This is a genomic window from Providencia sp. PROV174 (assembly GCF_028480685.1).
Taxonomy (GTDB): Bacteria; Pseudomonadota; Gammaproteobacteria; order Enterobacterales; family Enterobacteriaceae; genus Providencia; species Providencia rettgeri.
In genome coordinates, this window is the sequence record NZ_JAMPOT010000003.1 from 20,313 (window position 1) to 38,278 (window position 17,966).

Here is a 17,966-nt window from a genome sequence, read left to right on the forward strand (position 1 = left end):
GAATCGACTAAATTATGAAAAGAAAAAACTTTTTTCTTACCGCGGTAGCAATGAGCTTAGGGTTATCTTTAGCGGCTATCCCTGCCGTAAGTAGCGCAGCATTACCTGCAACTTTACCTGCAACAGCACAAAGCCAGAACATGCCTAGCTTAGCTCCAATGCTTGAAAAAGTATTGCCTGCTGTAGTTAATATTCACGTGTCAGGTACGCGCGTACAAAACCAACAAATTCCAGAAGAACTTAAATTCTTTTTTGGCCCAAATGTACCACAACAGCAACAAAGCGTACGCCCATTTGAAGGCTTAGGTTCGGGGGTCATTATTGATGCTCAGCAAGGTTATATTTTAACCAATAACCATGTTATTGATGGCGCTGACAAAATTCAAATTCAATTAAACGATGGCCGTGAAATTGCCGTTAACTTAATTGGTAAAGACCCACAAACAGATATCGCGTTATTAAAAATCAGTAATGCAAAAGATATCAAAAATTTAACAGCTGTTAGTATTGCAGACTCCGACAAATTACGTGTGGGTGATTTTGCGGTCGCCGTCGGTAACCCATTTGGTTTAGGCCAAACAGCGACATCAGGCATTATCTCTGCATTAGGCCGTAGCGGTTTAAACCTTGAAGGCCTAGAAAACTTTATCCAAACCGATGCTTCCATTAACCGTGGTAACTCTGGTGGCGCACTCGTTAACCTAAACGGTGAATTAATCGGTATCAATACCGCTATTTTAGCACCTGGCGGCGGTAATATCGGTATCGGCTTCGCAATCCCAAGTAATATGGCGAAAAACCTTAGCGAGCAGTTAATTAAGCATGGTGAAGTAAAACGCGGGATCTTGGGTATCAAAGGTACTGAAATGAACTCCGATATCGCTAAAGCATTCAATATTGATGCACAGCGTGGCGCTTTCGTGAGCGAAGTTTTACCTAAATCATCCGCAGCTAAAGCAGGTATTAAATCCGGTGACGTTCTCGTCTCTGTTGATGGTAAACGTATTAATAGCTTTGCAGAGTTAAGAGCTAAAATCGGTACTAGCCAAATTGGTAAGGAAATTACTATTGGCTTGATTCGCTCAGGTAAACCAATGGAAGTCAAAGTGGTTCTCGAGAACGACGAAGGCTCTGCAACTAAAGCCGAAAAATTGAGTGAATCTTTATTAGGTGCAACGATTTCTAATGCAACGGTAAGCAACACCAAGGGTGTTCAAGTTGATAGCGTCGCACCAAAATCACCGGCGGCTGCCATTGGCTTAGTAAAAGGCGATTTAATCTTTGGTGTCAATGACGCTCGTGTTGAGACGATTGAACAATTCCGTAAGATTATCGATGCTAAACCTCCGGTATTAGCCATGAAAGTTTTGCGTGATGGTGAAACATTATATTTACTGATGAAAAATTAATTCATCAAAAACCATCTGAAAACCAATAAAACAGGTACAGTATCACTCTGCTGTACCTGTTTTTTTATGTTATGCTCTGAACATGTTTAAGCAATAACTAAATATTCTATATCCTATGGTGAAGAAGCTAACTTTATCTGTCATGCTTGGCCTGTTGACTGCATTGATTATTATCATTGCGGTTCCTTCGTTGCGCCCTCAAGGTTTAGCCGACTTATTATATGGTAAAACAAATAGTGAACCCGTCAGCTATAATAAAGCAGTACGCCGCGCTGCACCTGCGGTGGTCTATGTTTATAGCAGTTCAAAAGGCAGCTTTTCCCAATCCGGACGTGAATTAAAATCCCTCGGTTCAGGTGTGATCATGAGCCAAAATGGCTACATCATCACGAATAAACATGTCGTTGATAACCCAGACCAAATTTTAGTGGCTTTACAAGATGGTGCTATTTTTGATGCCCTTCTAGTTGGCTCAGACCCATTGACTGACCTCGCCGTATTAAAAATTGATGCTGATAACTTACCTGTCATTCCAATTAATACGCAACGAGTCACTCATGTTGGTGATGTCGTACTGGCAATTGGAAATCCTTATAACATAGGTCAAACCGTTACTCAGGGGATTATCAGTGCAACAGGTCGCGTTGGATTAAGCTCCACTCGCCGGCAAAACTTTCTTCAAACCGATGCCTCAATCAACTCAGGTAACTCTGGCGGAGCATTAATTAATACCGAAGGTGAGTTAGTCGGCATCAACACGCTTTCTTTCACTGCAGGTCAAGGCATTAGTTCTGAAGGGCTAAGCTTTGCTATTCCTACCGCGCTAGCCACCAAAATCATGGATAAGCTAATTCGTGATGGCCGAGTGATCCGCGGTTATATTGGTATCACCGCACGCGAATTACCTCAAATTAGGTCAAACAACAATAATATCAATCAAATACAAGGCTTGCGAATTTTCCAAGTTGCCCCAAATGGACCCGCGGCTAAGGCAGGTATATTGCAAGGGGATATTATTTTATCGGTTGATGGTAAACCAGCTATTTCAGCCGCAGAAACTATGGATTTAGTTGCAGAAATTCGTCCCGGAAGTAAAACGGCAGTACAGATTTTACGAGATGGCGAAATTAAAAATATTGATGTGATTATCGAAGAAATTCCTGAAGAACAGGCTGGGTAGTCATTAGAAATACACTTGCGTAAAAAAGGTTGTTCGATACCGAACAACCTTTTTTGATTCATCGAATGGGTAAATGAAGCCACCAACCCATTTACCTTATCAAAGTATTAATCATCTGAGTGTACGCGCTGAATATCAGCACCTAAACCACGTAGTTTATCTTCGATATGCTCATAACCACGGTCAATATGATATATACGGTCAACTGTCGTTGTCCCTTCCGCAATACAGCCCGCTATAACTAAACTCGCAGAAGCTCGTAAATCTGTTGCCATCACCTGTGCACTGGTTAATTTTTCAACACCATGACATAACACAGTATTACTTTCAATTTCAGCATGAGCACCCATACGGATTAGCTCAGGGATATGCATAAAACGATTCTCAAAAATCGTTTCAGTGATCATGCCAGCGCCATCAGCAACAAGATTAAGTAAGCTAAACTGTGCTTGCATATCCGTTGGGAACCCTGGGTGTGGTGCCGTACGCAATGTCACTGCTTTCGGGCGTTTGCCTTCCATATCTAGGCTAATCCAGTCATCACCGATTTCAATTTTAGCCCCAGCTTCACGCAATTTAGCTAATACCGCATCTAGAGTGTCTGGACGTGCATTACGACAGATGACTTTGCCGCGCGAAACCGCGGCTGCAATTAAAAATGTTCCCGTTTCAATGCGGTCAGGCAGTACTTTATAAACGCCCCCACCTAAACGTTCAACACCTTCAATAACAATACGATCAGTCCCTGCGCCAGTAATTTTTGCACCAAGAGTATTTAAGAAATTGGCGGTATCTTCAATTTCAGGTTCACGTGCCGCATTTTCAATTGTTGTGGTTCCTTCAGCTAAAGTCGCAGCCGTCATAATAGAGACTGTCGCACCCACACTGACTTTATCCATTACAATGCAAGCACCTTTTAAGCGGCCATCGACCGTTGCTTTGACATAACCATCTTCTAAAACAATCTTTGCGCCTAATTGCTCTAAACCTGAAATATGTAAATCAACTGGACGAGCACCGATAGCACAGCCACCTGGTAAAGAAACTTCACCATGACCAAAACGAGCAACCAATGGCGCTAAAGCCCAAATGGATGCACGCATGGTTTTAACAAGGTCATAAGGTGCACAGTATGTCGTTACAGTACTTGCATCGACGTACACTGAGCCATTGCGTTTTACTTTAGTACCAAGTTGATTCAGTAATTTAATCGTTGTGTCGATATCCCTCAAATGAGGGACATTCTGTATTTCTACTGGCTCTTCAGCCAACAGAGCAGCGAACAGAATTGGTAATGCCGCATTTTTTGCGCCAGATATAGTGACCTCACCCTGTAAACGGGTTGGTCCTTTAACTAAAAACTTATCCATTCAAGTATTCTCGTATGTCGAATTTTACAGTCTGTTCGCTTAGGCTTTGTAATCAAAGGCCACTAAGTTTACGATCGCGCTCCCATTGCGCAGGGGTGTACGCTTTAATAGACAAAGCATGAATGCGGTTATCCGCAATATACTCCATTAAAGGCGCATAAATTGCTTGCTGTTGCTTAACACGGCTCATACCGTCAAACATGTCACCGACCGCGATAACCTGAAAGTGGCTACCATCACCAGTAACAATAGCCTCATTCAGAGACAATTTTTCCATCAATACTTGCTTAATTTCGTTGGTATCCATAATGACTCAATTTATTAATTATTTGTGATTTATAATTTTACTCTAAATAGTGCAAATTGCATGCATAGCGTACAGAAACATCGCAATAAGAACAGTCAGAGCTCAATCCTCTATCCTAAAGGATTAGGCTTAACACTTAAACCAAAGAAAACGCCTCTCGTGCCGAAAAGCACATAGAGGCGCTTATTTTTACATAACTTGACCCAATTTAGGATATTTAACCTAATTGAGGATAATCTCTTGAACCCCGTATAGCTCAATCAATGTATTCAAGTTATCACTGACACCAGTTATATTCAGTGAACGGTTTTTAGCTTGGAATTCACCTTTTAAGCGAACTAGCATCGCCAAGCCTGTTGAGTCAACATGCTTGAGACCAGAAACATCTATATTTTCAATGCGTTCCAGCGATGAGTCTTTTTTATCCCAAAACGACATTAGCGAATCACGGTCTAACGTCCCGGTGAGATAAAGTGTTGTTTCATTGAGTTCCCATGCTAACAACTGACTCATATTACTTTTTCTCTTCTAAAGTAATTGGCGCTTTTGCACTGATTTCTAACTGTTTTGTTAAACCATCGACACCTTGCTTACGTAAAATATCACCCCACTCATTTTGCTTAGTCGTGATCATACTCACGCCTTCTGCAATCATGTCGTAAGCTTGCCAGTAACCTGTTTTGCTATTTTTACGCCATTGGAAATCTAAACGGACAGGAGGACGTCCATTGGTATCAACAATAGTCACGCGAATGGCAACAATGTTTTTATCTCCCAACGGTTGTTCTGGGGCTATTTGATACGTTTGGCCATGGTACATTGCTAAAGCTTGACCATAGACTTGCTCAAGGTAATCTTCAAATGCGTTGAAATAAGCCTCACGCTGTGCTGGAGTTGCCCCTTTATAATAGGTTCCTAACACCAAAGCCCCAGCATATTTAACTTGTACATAAGGTAATAATTCCTCACGAACAATTGTTCTAAGATACTCGGGGTCTTGCTTAATTTTCGGTTGCTCTGATTTCAAGCGGTTAAACGTTTTCGCCGCCGCTTCATCCATTAACTTATAAGGGTTGGTTTGGTCTACTGCCATGGCAAATGGCGCGATTGCCAACATAGCAACCATCATTAAACGTTTAAACATAATTCATTCCTTTATTCTTCAAAGGGAGCATCAAATTACTGCGCAGTTGACTCTGGCTCTGCACCTTGGCTATCACCACTTTTATATAAAAACTGGCCAATTAAGTCTTCTAATACCATAGCCGGCTTAGTATCTTCAAGACGCCCGCCATTTTTTAAGATTGCGATACCTAATTCTTCGTCATCAGGGCCAATATTCATCGCAATATATTGTTCACCCAACAAACCTGACGTCCGAATTGACAGTGAGCTCGAATCAGGAATATTGTCGTACTCACTTAATAAATCAATTTTAACTTCAGGAACATAATTCTTTTTATCTAGCGTGATACTGGCAACTCGCCCAATCACCACACCACCCACTTTGATTGGCGAGCCTTCTTTTAAGCCACCAATATTTTCAAAAGATGCTGAAATTTGATAGGTGGATTGGCTTCCTATCGATTTTAAATCAGCAACTTTTAAACACAAAAAGATAATTGCGGCAATCGCCAGCAACATAAAACAACCAACCCATATTTCACTTTTTTTACTTTGCATGACTTAGTTCCCAAACATCAGTGCGGTAAGTACGAAATCCAGTCCTAAAACAGACAATGACGCATGCACAACTGTTCTAGTTGTCGCTTGGCTTATCCCCTCCGAAGTTGGGATGGCATCATAGCCATTAAATAATGCGATCCAAGTAACTGTGATAGCAAAGACTAAGCTTTTAATCACACAGTTTACTAAATCTAGTCGCCAATCAACGGAAGATTGCATTGAAGCCCAAAAAAAGCCTTCATCAATCCCCTTCCAGTCAACCCCAACTAGTGCGCCACCTAAAATACCGACAGCAACAAAAATTAGAGATAACAATGGCATACTAATAAAACCAGCCCAAAAACGTGGCGCGATGACACGCCTTAGAGGGTCAACTGCCATCATTTCAAGGCTAGAAATCTGTTCTGTCGCTTTCATTAAGCCAATTTCAGCTGTTAATGCAGAGCCCGCACGGCCAGCAAATAATAATGCGGTTACAACAGGGCCTAGCTCACGTAACAATGAAAGTGCGACCATCATACCTAAGCTAGCTTCAGCACTAAAAGTGGTGAGAACCAAATAGCCTTGTAACCCCAATACCATTCCGATAAATAAACCGGAAACAGCAATGATAAGTAATGATTGCACACCAATGGCGTACAATTGCTTCATCAATAATGGCCATTGTTTACGAAACTCTGGTTTACCGAGTAAGGCGCGAAACAGCATGTAACCTGCTCGACCAAACGCGGAAAATATATCAATCCATCGGCGCCCGAAGCCTGCTATCGCCTTTAATATCATCTTATTTTACCCTAATAAATCAGCCAGATAATCATTGGCGGGAAAACGGAATGGCACAGGCCCATCAGCAATACCATCAAGAAATTGTCGCACACGAGGGTCTTGGTTTTCTCGCAATTCTTCACCCGTTCCCTGAGCAATGACATGCTGCTGCGCAACAATATAAGCATTATCTGCGATACTCAATACCTCTGGAACATCATGGGAAACCACGACACAAGTGACACCCAGTGCTTGATTAAGCTCATCAATCAATTTAACCAAAACACCCATCGTAATGGGATCTTGGCCGACAAAAGGTTCATCAAACATGATTAAATCTGGGTCAAGTGCAATAGCACGCGCTAACGCGGCGCGCCGTGCCATACCCCCTGACAACTCAGATGGCATTAATTGAGCAGCACCACGTAAGCCAACTGCCTCTAGTTTCATCATCACCGTCGTATGGATCAATGATTCTGGCAGGTTAGTGTGCTCACGTAGAGAGAAAGCCACGTTATTAAATACGTTCATATCCGTGAATAACGCCCCGGATTGAAACAGCATGCTCATCTTTTTACGAGACTGATACAGCTTTGAGCGTGACAGCGCTGGAATATTATCGCCATCAAACCAAATTTCACCTTCATTTGGCCGTAATTGCCCACCAATCAAGCGCAGTAATGTGGTTTTACCAATCCCTGATGGCCCCATAATTGCCGTAATTTTTCCACGAGGAACGGTCAGATTAATATTTTCAAATATTTTCCGATTTCCTCGAGTAAAGGACATGTTCCGTACTTCAATTAAATTGTCTGTCTGTGCTTGCATTGTTAAATAACTCGTTATACACCACGCGTAAATATATTTTATCCGTTCAGATGTTACCGAAAGATAAACTGAAAATCGTCAAATATCACAACAAAATAGAATTTATAGTATTATAGCGTCGAAAATATGACTTTTAGTGTTACAACTCTGTTTTTATCTAAGCGAAACAGAGAAAAAAACAATATAATTTACTTATAGTCAGCAAAAGCTTTCACTATTAACAGCAGATAGCTCTTAGAATGTTGTGATGTTACCTAGCTTGAGGATACGCGAATTTGCCTATCCATTTTTGGTTCAAGATGCTAATGAAACCGTCTTGTACGTATTAAATTCTACATCGAAGTGCCCAAAAATACTCATTAAGTATAAAACTAACATTAAAAATAGCTTAACTGACAAAATACTTACTGATACCAAGTATTCGTTATACAATTTAATTTCGCTAATCCGATTAACTTAAAAGCTACGCATGGAACTAGAAATGTCAAACTTCGATTTTCAGAAAGTAGGTAAAGAAGTTCTCCATATCGAACACGAAGGTTTAAAAAACCTAGAACAATATATCAATACTGACTTTGACCGCGCTTGCCAGCTTATTTTTAACTGTGAAGGCAAAGTCGTCGTAATGGGAATGGGGAAATCGGGGCATATTGGCCGTAAAATTGCCGCTACACTAGCGAGTACAGGAACACCATCATTTTTTGTTCATCCAGGAGAAGCCAGCCACGGTGACCTTGGGATGATTACTCATAACGATGTTGTGTTAGCCATTTCTAATTCTGGTGAGTCAGGAGAAATTTTAGCCTTACTCCCTGTTTTAAAAAGAATTAAAGTGCCTTTAATCTGTATGACTAACAATCCTGAAAGTAATATGGGAAAATATGCAGATGTTCATTTATGTATCAAAGTCCCTCAAGAAGCCTGTCCATTGGGGCTTGCTCCTACCACGAGTACAACAGCTACACTCGTGATGGGAGATGCATTAGCGATAGCCTTATTAACCGCCCGCGGCTTCACTGCGAATGATTTCGCACTTTCACATCCGGGTGGCGCACTTGGGCGCAAACTTTTACTCCTCGTTCGTGATTTAATGAATACGGGTGATGAAATCCCCCATATTCCTAAAAGTGCGTCTTTACGCGAGGCTTTAGTGGAAATTACCCGCAAAAAACTGGGTATGACCGTTATTTGTGATGATGATATGAATATTGAAGGTATTTTCACTGATGGGGATTTACGCCGTATCTTTGATATGGGAATCGACCTGAATAACGCTAAAATTGCTGATTTAATGACCCCCGGTGGAATTCGAGTATCACCAACCATGTTAGCGGTTGAAGCGCTTAATTTAATGCAATCTCGGCATGTGACTTCGTTATTAGTTGCAAATGATAACAAATTAGTTGGTGTGCTACATATGCATGATCTGCTACAAGCAGGTGTTGTATAACATAAGGAAATACCATGACGTCTACCTTGTTGGAAACCTGCTATGGCCCTGTTGCCAATACTGTTTTAACCAAAGCAGAAAAAATCAAATTATTGATCTGCGATGTTGATGGTGTCATGTCTGATGGCTTGGTCTATATGGGAAATAATGGCGAAGAACTCAAAGCCTTTAATGTCCGTGACGGCTATGGAGTACGTTGCTTATTAACTTCCGGTATTGAGGTCGCCATCATTACAGGAAGAAAAGCGAAGCTTCTTGAAGATAGGGCTCAAACATTAGGCATTACATATCTTTACCAAGGTCAAAGCGATAAGCTTTTGGCGTATCACGAACTGTTAGATACACTACAATTATCAGCTGAAGAAATAGCTTATATTGGGGACGATCTGATTGACTGGCCTGTTATGGCCAAAGTAGGCTTATCCGTCGCGGTCGCGGATGCCCATCCTTTGTTATTACCGCGAGCGGATTATGTGACTCGCATTGGCGGAGGAAAAGGCGCAGTCCGCGAACTTTGTGACCTTATTTTGCTTTCTCAAGGCAAACTGGAAGAAGCAAAAGGTTTATCAATATAACGAATAGATTGAATTCATGAGCAATGCGAAGAAGTGGTTAATTATTATTTTATCCTTGGTTGTATTAGGGCTTATCGGTTGGAATTTAGCGGGTAGTGATTCTGACAACCCAGAGGATAAAGTAATTAATGATGGGCAACCTAATTATCAAACTGATGATTCAGTGACTTTTGTCTATAATCCAACGGGTAATTTAGCGTATAAACTCGTTTCAGATAAAATAGATAACTACACTGAAGGAAAAATCACGTGGTTTTCAAAACCGGTTCTAACCACTTATAACGAAGCGGGCGAGCCAACCTGGACGGTTAAGGCTTTCAAGGCCAGGTTAACGAACGATAGAATTCTCTATTTATATAGCGATGTTCAGGTTGATAGCTTGACCAAAGACTCGCAGATCCAACGAATTACAACTGAAAGTGCAGTTGTCAATTTGACAACACAAGACGTTTCATCTGATGATAAAGCGACCATTATTGGACAAGGTCTCAATTCTACCGGTATGAAAATGAAGGGAAACCTTCGTACAAGAACGGCTGAATTAATCGAAGATGTTAAAACTCATTATGTGTTACAACCAGAAGAGCATTAAAATGAATCAAGTAACTAAGAAACGTTTTATTCAAGGAGCTGTTGCCAGTGCAATTTTGGCTCTTAGCCTACCTGCGATGGCATTAAAAAGTGATACGCAGCAGCCAATGACGATTAATTCGGTCAAACAATCTCTTGATTTAGAAAAAAACGTCACCACCTTTACTGATGATGTTGTTATTAAACAAGGTTCTATTGATATCAGAGCCAATAAAGTGGTTGTAACACGTCCAAGTAGTGACTCGGATAAAATTGTGATTGAGGCCTTTGGTACCCCGGTTACCTTTTACCAATTACAGGATGATGGCAAACCGATTAAAGGCCATGCCAGCAAAGCCCGTTATGAGGTCGATAAACAGCTCGTCACCTTAACAGGCAATGCCTATCTTGAGCAATTAGACAGCAATATTCAAGGTGACAAAATTACCTATTTAGTGCCAACGCAGCAAATGGAAGCATTTAGTGATAAAGGCAAACGCGTCACCACTGTAATACTGCCAGCCCAATTGCAAGAAAAAGGCCCTGCAGCGAATAAAAATTCATCAGCAAGTAAGAGTAAATAACTGTTATGGCGACACTAACCGCTGAAAATCTAGCTAAAGCCTATAAAAAACGTAAGGTCGTTGAAGATGTCAGCCTGGAAGTTAAATCAGGTGAAATCGTTGGCTTGTTGGGACCAAACGGTGCCGGTAAAACCACGACCTTTTATATGGTTGTGGGTATTGTTCAGCGGGATGCTGGCAAAATTATGATCGATGGTGAAGATATCAGCCTTCTACCGCTACATGAACGTGCTCGCCGTGGAATTGGCTATCTTCCTCAAGAAGCCTCAATTTTTCGCCGCCTCAGCGTTTATGATAACTTAATGGCTGTGTTAGAAATTCGCGAAGATTTGAGTTCCCAGCAACGTAAAGAACGTGCTGAAGAATTGATGGAAGAATTTAGTATCACCCATCTTCGAGACAGTATGGGGCAGTCGCTATCCGGAGGGGAACGCCGCCGTGTGGAAATTGCGCGTGCACTGGCTGCTAACCCAAAATTTATTTTATTAGACGAACCTTTTGCGGGTGTTGACCCTATTTCCGTCTTAGATATCAAAAAAATCATTCAGCACTTAAGAGATTACGGCCTCGGCGTTTTAATTACCGACCATAATGTGCGGGAAACCTTAGATGTGTGTGAAAGAGCCTATATTGTCAGTCAGGGGCACTTAATTGCTCATGGGTCACCAACCATGATCTTAGAGAACGAACAAGTGAAACGTGTATACTTGGGTGAAGGCTTCCGGTTATAAATTATCGTGTTGTCATTTTTTAGGGAGAATAAAACAGATTCATGAAGCAAAGTTTGCAGCTTAGAGTCAGTCAACAACTTGCAATGACCCCTCAATTGCAGCAAGCTATCCGCTTGTTGCAGCTGTCTACACTTGAGCTTCAGCAAGAAATTCAACTTGCCTTGGAAACCAACCCACTTCTTGAACAAGAAGAGTTAAATTCTGAGTCCGAATCTATTGACTCCCTAAATGAAAATACCGATACCAGTGAACTCGACACCAAAGACGCTCTTGAAAATCATGATATGCCAGATGAGCTCCCTTTAGACGCTGATTGGGATGAAATATATACGGCAGGAACACCGTCAGGGACCAGTAACGATTATAGTTTTGATGAACTACCTGTTTATCAAGGTGAAACAACACAAACGTTGCAAGATTACCTAACGTGGCAAGCTGAACTGACCCCGTTTACTGACACAGACAGGGCAATCGCCACCGCCATTATTGATTCAATAGATGATTCCGGTTATCTGACAACAGCAATTTCTGATATACATGAAGGGATTGATAACCCTGAAATTACCATAGAAGAAGTCATTGCTGTCCTAAAGCGTATTCAGCATTTCGACCCACTGGGTGTTGCAGCACAAGATTTAAAAGAGTGTTTATTAATCCAATTGTCGCTGTATCCTCAGCAAACTGATGGGCTACAAGATGCAAAGCGCATTATTAGTAACCATATTGATTTGCTGGCTAACCGTGATTTTCGCCAGCTGAGTAAATTAACTCGCTTAAAAGAAGATGCACTAAAAACTGCGATAGACCTGATTTTAACGCTGAATCCAAAACCCGGCCAATCCATCAATACTGGGGAATCGGAATACGTCATTCCTGATGTTTTAGTGAAAAAAATTGCTGGGCACTGGCAAGTTGAGTTAAATACAGATAGCATTCCTAAACTAAGCATTAATAACCATTATGCTTCAATGCTAAATAATTCAGCAAATGAAGATGACTCGCAATATATTCGTAGTCATCTGCAAGATGCAAAATGGTTGATTAAAAGCCTTGAGAGCCGCCACGAGACACTCTTAAAAGTCGCGACTTGTATTGTAGAACAGCAGCAAGAATTCTTTGAGCTAGGTGAGGAATACATGAAACCGATGATACTGGCCGATATCGCCTATCAAGTGGACATGCATGAATCAACTATCTCACGAGTAACAACTCAAAAGTTTCTCCATAGCCCACGAGGCATTTTTGAGTTGAAGTATTTTTTCTCCAGCCATGTTAATACGGACACAGGCGGCGAAGCCTCCTCAACCGCAATTCGAGCATTGGTGAAAAAACTGGTTGCTGCTGAAAACCCAGCAAAACCATTGAGTGACAGTAAATTGACGAGTATGCTGGCAGAACAAGGCATTCAAGTCGCTCGCAGAACTGTTGCTAAGTATCGAGAATCGTTATCCATTCCGCCCTCTAACCAGCGTAAGCAGCTGGTTTAATTGATAAAATAAGGAAGATTGTATGGAATTTCAGATTACTGGACACAATATTGAAGTTACTCCTGCATTGCGCGAGACTGTTGAGAAAAAACTCAAAAAATTGGAACAATTGTTTGATCGTATTAATGGTATCCAAGTTGTCTTGAAAGTTGAAAAAGTTCAGCAAATTGCAGAAGCAACCGTGCAAGTCAATGGAGCGGAGCTCCACGCATCAGCGGAAGAAAACGATATGTACGCTGCTATAGATATACTCGTAGACAAACTGTCGCGCCAATTAACCAAACACAAAGAAAAACTGAGACAACATTAATACATTGATGCGGCTTATTAATTAGCCGAATAATGTTTCAAACCAGATGATGGAATACATCATCTGGTTTTGTAGTCCTAAGTGAACAATAAAATGAATAGTGATATAGAAATCCAGTTAAACGTTGTTTTATCATCAGCCTGTACACGTAATAATATTGTGTGCACCAGTAAAAAAAGAGCTTTAGAAATTATTAGTGAGCTGGCTGCCGTTGAATTGGAATTACCTGAAAATACGGTATTTGAAGCGTTATTAACCAGAGAAAAAGTTGGCACAACAGGTATTGGCGGCGGTATTGCCATTCCTCATGGGAAGCTGAACGAAGGTGAAAGTAGCCGTGCTGTCGGTGTCTTTTTACATTTAGAAGAACCGATTGCGTTTGATGCAATTGATAATCAGCCTGTTGACTTGCTTTTCGCTTTACTCGTGCCATCAGACCAATGTAAAACGCACCTGCATACGTTGTCGCTTATCGCCAAAAAACTAGCCGATAAAACGCTCTGTAAACGCCTGCGCAGTGCACAAAGTGATGAAGAGCTATACAGCATAATTACAGAGTAAGTGATAAATTATGTATCTTGCCATATGCAAATGATATTGTTATGGTTTCTAAGTAATATTAATTGGCAAGTACTGCTTTTCAAGAAACACATTATTAGGAAACAAAAGGGAGCAAGCTCATGGTGCTGATGATAGTCAGCGGCCGTTCCGGTTCGGGGAAATCCGTTGCCTTACGTGCGCTGGAAGATATGGGTTTCTATTGCGTAGATAACCTACCGGTTGTATTACTGCCGGAGTTAGCGAATTCACTGGCTGATCGTAATATTTCAGCAGCGGTAAGCATCGACGTGCGTAATATGCCCGACAATCCAGAGATTTTCGAAGAAGCGATTGATAAATTACCATCAACCTTCTCTCCTCAATTATTGTTTCTAGATGCCGACCGTAACACGCTTATACGTCGTTACAGTGACACTCGTCGGTTGCACCCACTTTCAAGTAAAAACCTTTCGCTTGAAAGCGCGATAGATGAGGAAAATGAGCTACTTGAACCTTTACGCTCTCGTGCTGATTTAGTTATTGATACTTCAGAAATGTCCGTTCATGAATTAGCTGAAATGCTAAGAACACGTTTGATGGGCAAACGTGAGCGTGAGCTGACAATGGTGTTTGAATCCTTTGGTTTCAAACATGGTATTCCTATTGATGCCGATTATGTATTCGATGTGCGTTTTTTACCAAATCCGCACTGGGATCCGAAATTACGCCCAATGACAGGTCTTGACCGGCCCGTTGCTGCATTCTTAGATAGGCATACTGAAGTCCATAACTTCATCTACCAAACTCGTAGTTATTTAGAATTATGGCTACCAATGTTAGAAACCAATAACCGTAGCTATTTAACTGTCGCGATTGGCTGTACGGGGGGGAAACACCGCTCAGTATACGTCGCAGAACAACTTGCCGACTATTTCCGTTCCCGTGGTAAAAATGTGCAGTCACGCCACAGAACATTGGAAAAGCGCAAATAACAGCAATGACCGTAAAAGCCACAATAACGCTCAAAAATCGGCTTGGGATGCATGCACGACCTGCCATGTTACTCTATGATTTAGTTAAACAATTTAACTCTAGAGTTATTTTGCGTAATAATAATCAAATTGAGGCGGAGGCCGATAGCGTTATTGCGATGTTGATGTTAGACTCAGAACAAGGCAGTAAGATTGATATCGAGGTTAGCGGTCCGGATGAAAATCAGGCCTTGTCCGCAATTATCAACCTATTCGAAAACAGGTTTGACGAAGAATAGTTGATGAAATGATGAAAAATAGCAGAATTTCAAGCTAGCTATAGCATGTCAATCAGTAGATTTTTATCTAGGCAGGCTTAGAGATCGTGATCATGATCTCTTCCCTTTAAAGCGTATAGCGCCTAATATTTTACACAAACTTATTTCTAGCGACACCCCCTACCTTATGGGTGGGGGGTGTTTGCTTTGTATGTCTCTATTGGAGTGTGGTATGACAAAGCCAACAATTATTATCAATGATTTAGATGCTGAACGTTTAGATGCACTGATGGAACAGCCGGCTTATGCGGGCACACCGGTTGCCGAAGCGCTCAATGATGAACTTGACCGTGCGGATATTCTTAGCCCACAAGAAATTCCTGCCGATGTGGTCACGATGAACAGTACCGTTCGCTTTTTAGATTTAATCAGCAACGAAGAACGCACACGTACCTTAGTTTACCCTGCGTCACTGAAAGATAGTGCGGAGCAACTATCTGTGATGGCTCCGATTGGTGCAGCCTTGTTGGGCTTGCATGTAAACGATGAAATCAGCTGGGAATTGCCAAACGGTGTTCAAACACGTGTTCGTGTACTTGAAATCGTTTATCAACCAGAAGCAGCTGGTGAGTTCCACCGTTAATCACGACAACGGCTGAATTAAAGAAGGCTTAGCGAAAAAAGTTTTATTTAAAAAACTCAGGCAAGTCCTCTAACCTATTCAGGCACTCAATTGAGTGCCTTTTTTGTTTTAATAGGTAGTAAGGATATAAGCTAGTGCTTTTTAGTCATATTTATCAATCTATTATGTTCCCATTGGTGAAAGAGCTTATCCAATAAAAATAGTTTGATTACCTTTATCGCTAACAGCCCGCCCCAAATAGCACTAACCCAAATAGGCCAATAGCTCTCTGGTGCATAAATATAATTAGCGGTATACAGTATTACGCATACAATAATCGCTGTTATTATATTTTTAAGTAACTTTGTTTCATTTCTTACCCGCTTTTTAGCCTCTTCTATCCGATTATCTAGCTCAATACTTTCGGGTAAAGGTGTAGATGTCAGTTCAGACACACTCACATTAAATACTGATGCTAATGCACTGAGTGTTTCTAAGCTAGGTACTTCACCGTTTTCAACTCGTTGGATAGTTCTTGTGCTCAGTGATGATAGTAGAGCGAGCTGTTCTTGAGACCAAGCTCGCGCTAATCTCAATTGTTTAATTTTATTTTCCATCATAACCTACCTTAAAAATCGAATGATCTTAGGAGATGGCTATACTGTCAGCATAATGCAATCATGACCACGACAGCATGACGACAGAGCGACGACACCGCAGTGACAGTGATAAATACTATTTTATAGAATAAAAAACGCCCAATAACAAATGTATAAGGCGCCTTGTTTCACACAACACAGAGGAAGAACAAAAGGAGTTACTCTCCTGCAATACTCATTTCTGGGATCAATACCGAACCACACTGAATATTACTGCGAGTTTCAATATCATCAGCGATAGTCACCATATTCGCCCACATATCTTTTAGGTTTCCAGCAATAGTAATTTCACTCACTGGATACTGAATCTCACCGTTTTCGACCCAAAAACCTGAAGCACCACGAGAATAATCGCCTGTAATCCCACTCACCCCTTGGCCCATTAACTCTGTAACGATTAGCCCTGTTCCCATTTGTTTCAGCAATGCATCAAATGAAAGCCCTTGGCCTGCAATACGCCAGTTATGGATGCCACCTGCGTGGCCAGTGCTTTGTAAACCTAGTTTTCTTGCTGAATAGCTGGTCATCAACCACGTTTGTAGAACACCATTTTCGATGATATTGCGTTCACAAGTGCGAACACCTTCGCTATCAAAAGGTGATGATGCTAATCCGCCCATTAAATGTGGTTGCTCATTGATAGTTAGCCAGCTTGGTAGAATTTGCTTTCCTAAGCTATCGAGCAAGAAAGAAGATTTGCGGTAAATACTGCTGCCACTAATGGCACCAACTAAGTGACCAAACAGACCTGTTGCCACTTCGGCCGCAAAAATAACAGGCGCTTTCATCGTAGGTAATTTACGAGGTGATAAACGAGATAAGGTGCGTCGAGCGCATTCCTGCCCAACCCACTCAGGGGACTGTAATGCACCTAAGCTACGACCGATCGTATAAGCGTAATCACGTTCCATCTCACCATTTTGCTCTGCAATCACGCAACTCGACATCGAATAGCGGCTTGAGCAGTAGCTTTGCAACATACCGTGGGAGTTGCCAAACACACGCACACCATAGTGCCCATTAAAGCTGCCGCCTTCCGTATTCACAATGCGGGAGTCTGCATTTAATGCTGACATTTCTGCAATCGATGCTAAGCGGATGGCTTCTTCGGGAGAAAGTTCGCTCGCTTGGAACAAATTGAGGTCGGGAACCTCAAAAGCCAGCAAAGATTTGTCTGCCGGCCCTGCACACGGGTCTTCTGAGGTGTAGTTAGCGATATCAATTGCCGCCTGAACTGTGCGTTCAATCGCTTCAGGGCTTAAGTCTGTAGAAGAGGCACTACCTTTACGTTGTTGATGATAAACGGTGATCCCTAATGCCCCATCACTGTTAAACTCAACATTTTCGACTTCCCCTTGGCGGGTACTCACACTGATCCCAGTGCTTTTGTTTACTGCGACTTCCGCGGCATCACAACGTGTTTTTGCAAATTCTAATGCGTGTGCGACGGCTTCTTCGAGTTTTTTACGTTGTTCAGTGACTTGTTCAGTTACACTCATGCTTTAGTCCAATCAATAATATGGGGGAAACGTGATTTTCTGCCCTAACACGTAAATGCTAGGTAGTCATAGAGGGGTTTTCCCAGTTACAATATATAATAGATGAATGTTAACACTCACAACACAGTAAATCATATTAATTACG

22 protein-coding genes are annotated in these 17,966 nt (G+C 41.6%); 13 read left to right on the top strand and 9 right to left on the bottom strand.

Annotated features, from left to right (window positions below):
* Positions 1–14 precede the first annotated feature (14 nt).
* Together PSE60_RS01095 and degS are read left to right on the top strand one after the other, a co-directional pair.
* Complete coding sequence (locus tag PSE60_RS01095) at positions 15–1,409, top strand: Do family serine endopeptidase (RefSeq protein WP_198633922.1); 1,395 nt, start codon at positions 15–17, stop codon at positions 1,407–1,409.
* A 115-nt stretch (positions 1,410–1,524) separates the two neighbouring features.
* Entirely contained in the window at positions 1,525–2,589 is a 1,065-nt protein-coding gene (degS, locus tag PSE60_RS01100; protein WP_210835956.1) for an outer membrane-stress sensor serine endopeptidase DegS, read from the top strand.
* A 107-nt stretch (positions 2,590–2,696) separates the two neighbouring features.
* Here the strand turns inward: degS and murA are convergent, their stop codons facing one another.
* The 7 genes from murA to mlaF form a co-directional block, all read right to left on the bottom strand.
* Positions 2,697–3,959, bottom strand: coding sequence for a UDP-N-acetylglucosamine 1-carboxyvinyltransferase (gene murA / locus PSE60_RS01105; RefSeq protein ID WP_272664344.1), 1,263 nt, complete (start codon positions 3,957–3,959; stop codon positions 2,697–2,699).
* A 52-nt stretch (positions 3,960–4,011) separates the two neighbouring features.
* A complete protein-coding gene (gene ibaG / locus PSE60_RS01110) occupies positions 4,012–4,266 on the bottom strand; it encodes a BolA family iron metabolism protein IbaG (protein WP_004258269.1) in 255 nt (84 codons plus the stop codon).
* Positions 4,267–4,488: 222 nt separating this feature from the next.
* Positions 4,489–4,779, bottom strand: coding sequence for a lipid asymmetry maintenance protein MlaB (gene mlaB / locus PSE60_RS01115; protein WP_210835954.1), 291 nt, complete (start codon positions 4,777–4,779; stop codon positions 4,489–4,491).
* 1 nt (position 4,780) lies between these two features.
* Complete coding sequence (gene mlaC / locus PSE60_RS01120) at positions 4,781–5,410, bottom strand: phospholipid-binding protein MlaC (protein ID WP_004908281.1); 630 nt, start codon at positions 5,408–5,410, stop codon at positions 4,781–4,783.
* Between the two features lie 35 nt (positions 5,411–5,445).
* Positions 5,446–5,949: an outer membrane lipid asymmetry maintenance protein MlaD gene (gene mlaD / locus PSE60_RS01125; RefSeq protein ID WP_102137924.1), complete on the bottom strand. Its 504-nt coding sequence runs from the start codon at positions 5,947–5,949 to the stop codon at positions 5,446–5,448.
* A gap of 3 nt (positions 5,950–5,952) precedes the next feature.
* Positions 5,953–6,735 carry a lipid asymmetry maintenance ABC transporter permease subunit MlaE gene (mlaE, locus tag PSE60_RS01130; RefSeq protein ID WP_004908276.1) on the bottom strand — a complete coding sequence of 261 codons (783 nt, stop codon included), beginning with the start codon at positions 6,733–6,735 and terminating at the stop codon, positions 5,953–5,955.
* A gap of 6 nt (positions 6,736–6,741) precedes the next feature.
* Positions 6,742–7,545, bottom strand: a complete 804-nt coding sequence (gene mlaF / locus PSE60_RS01135) for a phospholipid ABC transporter ATP-binding protein MlaF (RefSeq protein ID WP_272664345.1) — start codon at positions 7,543–7,545, stop codon at positions 6,742–6,744.
* A gap of 481 nt (positions 7,546–8,026) precedes the next feature.
* On the opposite strand from mlaF, the gene kdsD reads away from it, so the two are divergent.
* From kdsD to rnk, 11 genes are all read left to right on the top strand, one after another.
* Positions 8,027–8,995, top strand: a complete 969-nt coding sequence (gene kdsD / locus PSE60_RS01140) for an arabinose-5-phosphate isomerase KdsD (RefSeq protein ID WP_004908272.1) — start codon at positions 8,027–8,029, stop codon at positions 8,993–8,995.
* 14 nt (positions 8,996–9,009) lie between these two features.
* Positions 9,010–9,570 carry a 3-deoxy-manno-octulosonate-8-phosphatase KdsC gene (kdsC, locus tag PSE60_RS01145; protein ID WP_210835952.1) on the top strand — a complete coding sequence of 187 codons (561 nt, stop codon included), beginning with the start codon at positions 9,010–9,012 and terminating at the stop codon, positions 9,568–9,570.
* Positions 9,571–9,586: 16 nt separating this feature from the next.
* Positions 9,587–10,162 carry an LPS export ABC transporter periplasmic protein LptC gene (gene lptC / locus PSE60_RS01150; RefSeq protein WP_272664346.1) on the top strand — a complete coding sequence of 192 codons (576 nt, stop codon included), beginning with the start codon at positions 9,587–9,589 and terminating at the stop codon, positions 10,160–10,162.
* A 1-nt stretch (position 10,163) separates the two neighbouring features.
* The gene (gene lptA, locus PSE60_RS01155) at positions 10,164–10,724 is read left to right on the top strand and encodes a lipopolysaccharide ABC transporter substrate-binding protein LptA (RefSeq protein WP_004908264.1); all 561 of its coding nucleotides are present in this window, start codon (positions 10,164–10,166) and stop codon (positions 10,722–10,724) included.
* 5 nt (positions 10,725–10,729) lie between these two features.
* Positions 10,730–11,455: an LPS export ABC transporter ATP-binding protein gene (gene lptB / locus PSE60_RS01160; protein WP_004908261.1), complete on the top strand. Its 726-nt coding sequence runs from the start codon at positions 10,730–10,732 to the stop codon at positions 11,453–11,455.
* 41 nt (positions 11,456–11,496) lie between these two features.
* A complete protein-coding gene (gene rpoN, locus PSE60_RS01165; protein WP_272664347.1) occupies positions 11,497–12,942 on the top strand; it encodes an RNA polymerase factor sigma-54 in 1,446 nt (481 codons plus the stop codon).
* A gap of 22 nt (positions 12,943–12,964) precedes the next feature.
* Positions 12,965–13,252 carry a ribosome hibernation promoting factor gene (gene hpf / locus PSE60_RS01170; protein WP_210835950.1) on the top strand — a complete coding sequence of 96 codons (288 nt, stop codon included), beginning with the start codon at positions 12,965–12,967 and terminating at the stop codon, positions 13,250–13,252.
* 93 nt (positions 13,253–13,345) lie between these two features.
* Positions 13,346–13,813 (top strand): PTS IIA-like nitrogen regulatory protein PtsN, encoded by a 468-nt coding sequence (ptsN, locus tag PSE60_RS01175; RefSeq protein WP_004258311.1) that lies wholly within the window; start codon positions 13,346–13,348, stop codon positions 13,811–13,813.
* A 119-nt stretch (positions 13,814–13,932) separates the two neighbouring features.
* On the top strand, positions 13,933–14,784 hold the full coding sequence (rapZ, locus tag PSE60_RS01180) for an RNase adapter RapZ (RefSeq protein ID WP_004258318.1): 852 nt from the start codon (positions 13,933–13,935) through the stop codon (positions 14,782–14,784).
* A gap of 5 nt (positions 14,785–14,789) precedes the next feature.
* Entirely contained in the window at positions 14,790–15,062 is a 273-nt protein-coding gene (gene npr, locus PSE60_RS01185; protein WP_004258320.1) for a PTS phosphocarrier protein NPr, read from the top strand.
* 211 nt (positions 15,063–15,273) lie between these two features.
* Positions 15,274–15,684: a nucleoside diphosphate kinase regulator gene (gene rnk, locus PSE60_RS01190; protein ID WP_004908251.1), complete on the top strand. Its 411-nt coding sequence runs from the start codon at positions 15,274–15,276 to the stop codon at positions 15,682–15,684.
* 131 nt (positions 15,685–15,815) lie between these two features.
* On the opposite strand, the gene PSE60_RS01195 is transcribed toward rnk, so the two are convergent.
* Both PSE60_RS01195 and pmbA read right to left on the bottom strand, forming a co-directional pair.
* On the bottom strand, positions 15,816–16,283 hold the full coding sequence (locus PSE60_RS01195) for a helix-turn-helix domain-containing protein (protein WP_272664348.1): 468 nt from the start codon (positions 16,281–16,283) through the stop codon (positions 15,816–15,818).
* A 197-nt stretch (positions 16,284–16,480) separates the two neighbouring features.
* The gene (pmbA, locus tag PSE60_RS01200) at positions 16,481–17,821 is read right to left on the bottom strand and encodes a metalloprotease PmbA (protein ID WP_272664349.1); all 1,341 of its coding nucleotides are present in this window, start codon (positions 17,819–17,821) and stop codon (positions 16,481–16,483) included.
* Positions 17,822–17,966 lie beyond the last annotated feature (145 nt).

Coding starts and splice junctions, on each gene's coding strand:
- PSE60_RS01095 (WP_198633922.1), top strand. CDS start 15: ATGAAAAGAAAAAACTTTTTTCTTACCGCGGTAGCAATGAGCTTAGGG.
- degS (WP_210835956.1), top strand. CDS start 1,525: ATGGTGAAGAAGCTAACTTTATCTGTCATGCTTGGCCTGTTGACTGCA.
- murA (WP_272664344.1), bottom strand. CDS start 3,959: ATGGATAAGTTTTTAGTTAAAGGACCAACCCGTTTACAGGGTGAGGTC.
- ibaG (WP_004258269.1), bottom strand. CDS start 4,266: ATGGATACCAACGAAATTAAGCAAGTATTGATGGAAAAATTGTCTCTG.
- mlaB (WP_210835954.1), bottom strand. CDS start 4,779: ATGAGTCAGTTGTTAGCATGGGAACTCAATGAAACAACACTTTATCTC.
- mlaC (WP_004908281.1), bottom strand. CDS start 5,410: ATGTTTAAACGTTTAATGATGGTTGCTATGTTGGCAATCGCGCCATTT.
- mlaD (WP_102137924.1), bottom strand. CDS start 5,949: ATGCAAAGTAAAAAAAGTGAAATATGGGTTGGTTGTTTTATGTTGCTG.
- mlaE (WP_004908276.1), bottom strand. CDS start 6,735: ATGATATTAAAGGCGATAGCAGGCTTCGGGCGCCGATGGATTGATATA.
- mlaF (WP_272664345.1), bottom strand. CDS start 7,545: ATGCAAGCACAGACAGACAATTTAATTGAAGTACGGAACATGTCCTTT.
- kdsD (WP_004908272.1), top strand. CDS start 8,027: ATGTCAAACTTCGATTTTCAGAAAGTAGGTAAAGAAGTTCTCCATATC.
- kdsC (WP_210835952.1), top strand. CDS start 9,010: ATGACGTCTACCTTGTTGGAAACCTGCTATGGCCCTGTTGCCAATACT.
- lptC (WP_272664346.1), top strand. CDS start 9,587: ATGAGCAATGCGAAGAAGTGGTTAATTATTATTTTATCCTTGGTTGTA.
- lptA (WP_004908264.1), top strand. CDS start 10,164: ATGAATCAAGTAACTAAGAAACGTTTTATTCAAGGAGCTGTTGCCAGT.
- lptB (WP_004908261.1), top strand. CDS start 10,730: ATGGCGACACTAACCGCTGAAAATCTAGCTAAAGCCTATAAAAAACGT.
- rpoN (WP_272664347.1), top strand. CDS start 11,497: ATGAAGCAAAGTTTGCAGCTTAGAGTCAGTCAACAACTTGCAATGACC.
- hpf (WP_210835950.1), top strand. CDS start 12,965: ATGGAATTTCAGATTACTGGACACAATATTGAAGTTACTCCTGCATTG.
- ptsN (WP_004258311.1), top strand. CDS start 13,346: ATGAATAGTGATATAGAAATCCAGTTAAACGTTGTTTTATCATCAGCC.
- rapZ (WP_004258318.1), top strand. CDS start 13,933: ATGGTGCTGATGATAGTCAGCGGCCGTTCCGGTTCGGGGAAATCCGTT.
- npr (WP_004258320.1), top strand. CDS start 14,790: ATGACCGTAAAAGCCACAATAACGCTCAAAAATCGGCTTGGGATGCAT.
- rnk (WP_004908251.1), top strand. CDS start 15,274: ATGACAAAGCCAACAATTATTATCAATGATTTAGATGCTGAACGTTTA.
- PSE60_RS01195 (WP_272664348.1), bottom strand. CDS start 16,283: ATGATGGAAAATAAAATTAAACAATTGAGATTAGCGCGAGCTTGGTCT.
- pmbA (WP_272664349.1), bottom strand. CDS start 17,821: ATGAGTGTAACTGAACAAGTCACTGAACAACGTAAAAAACTCGAAGAA.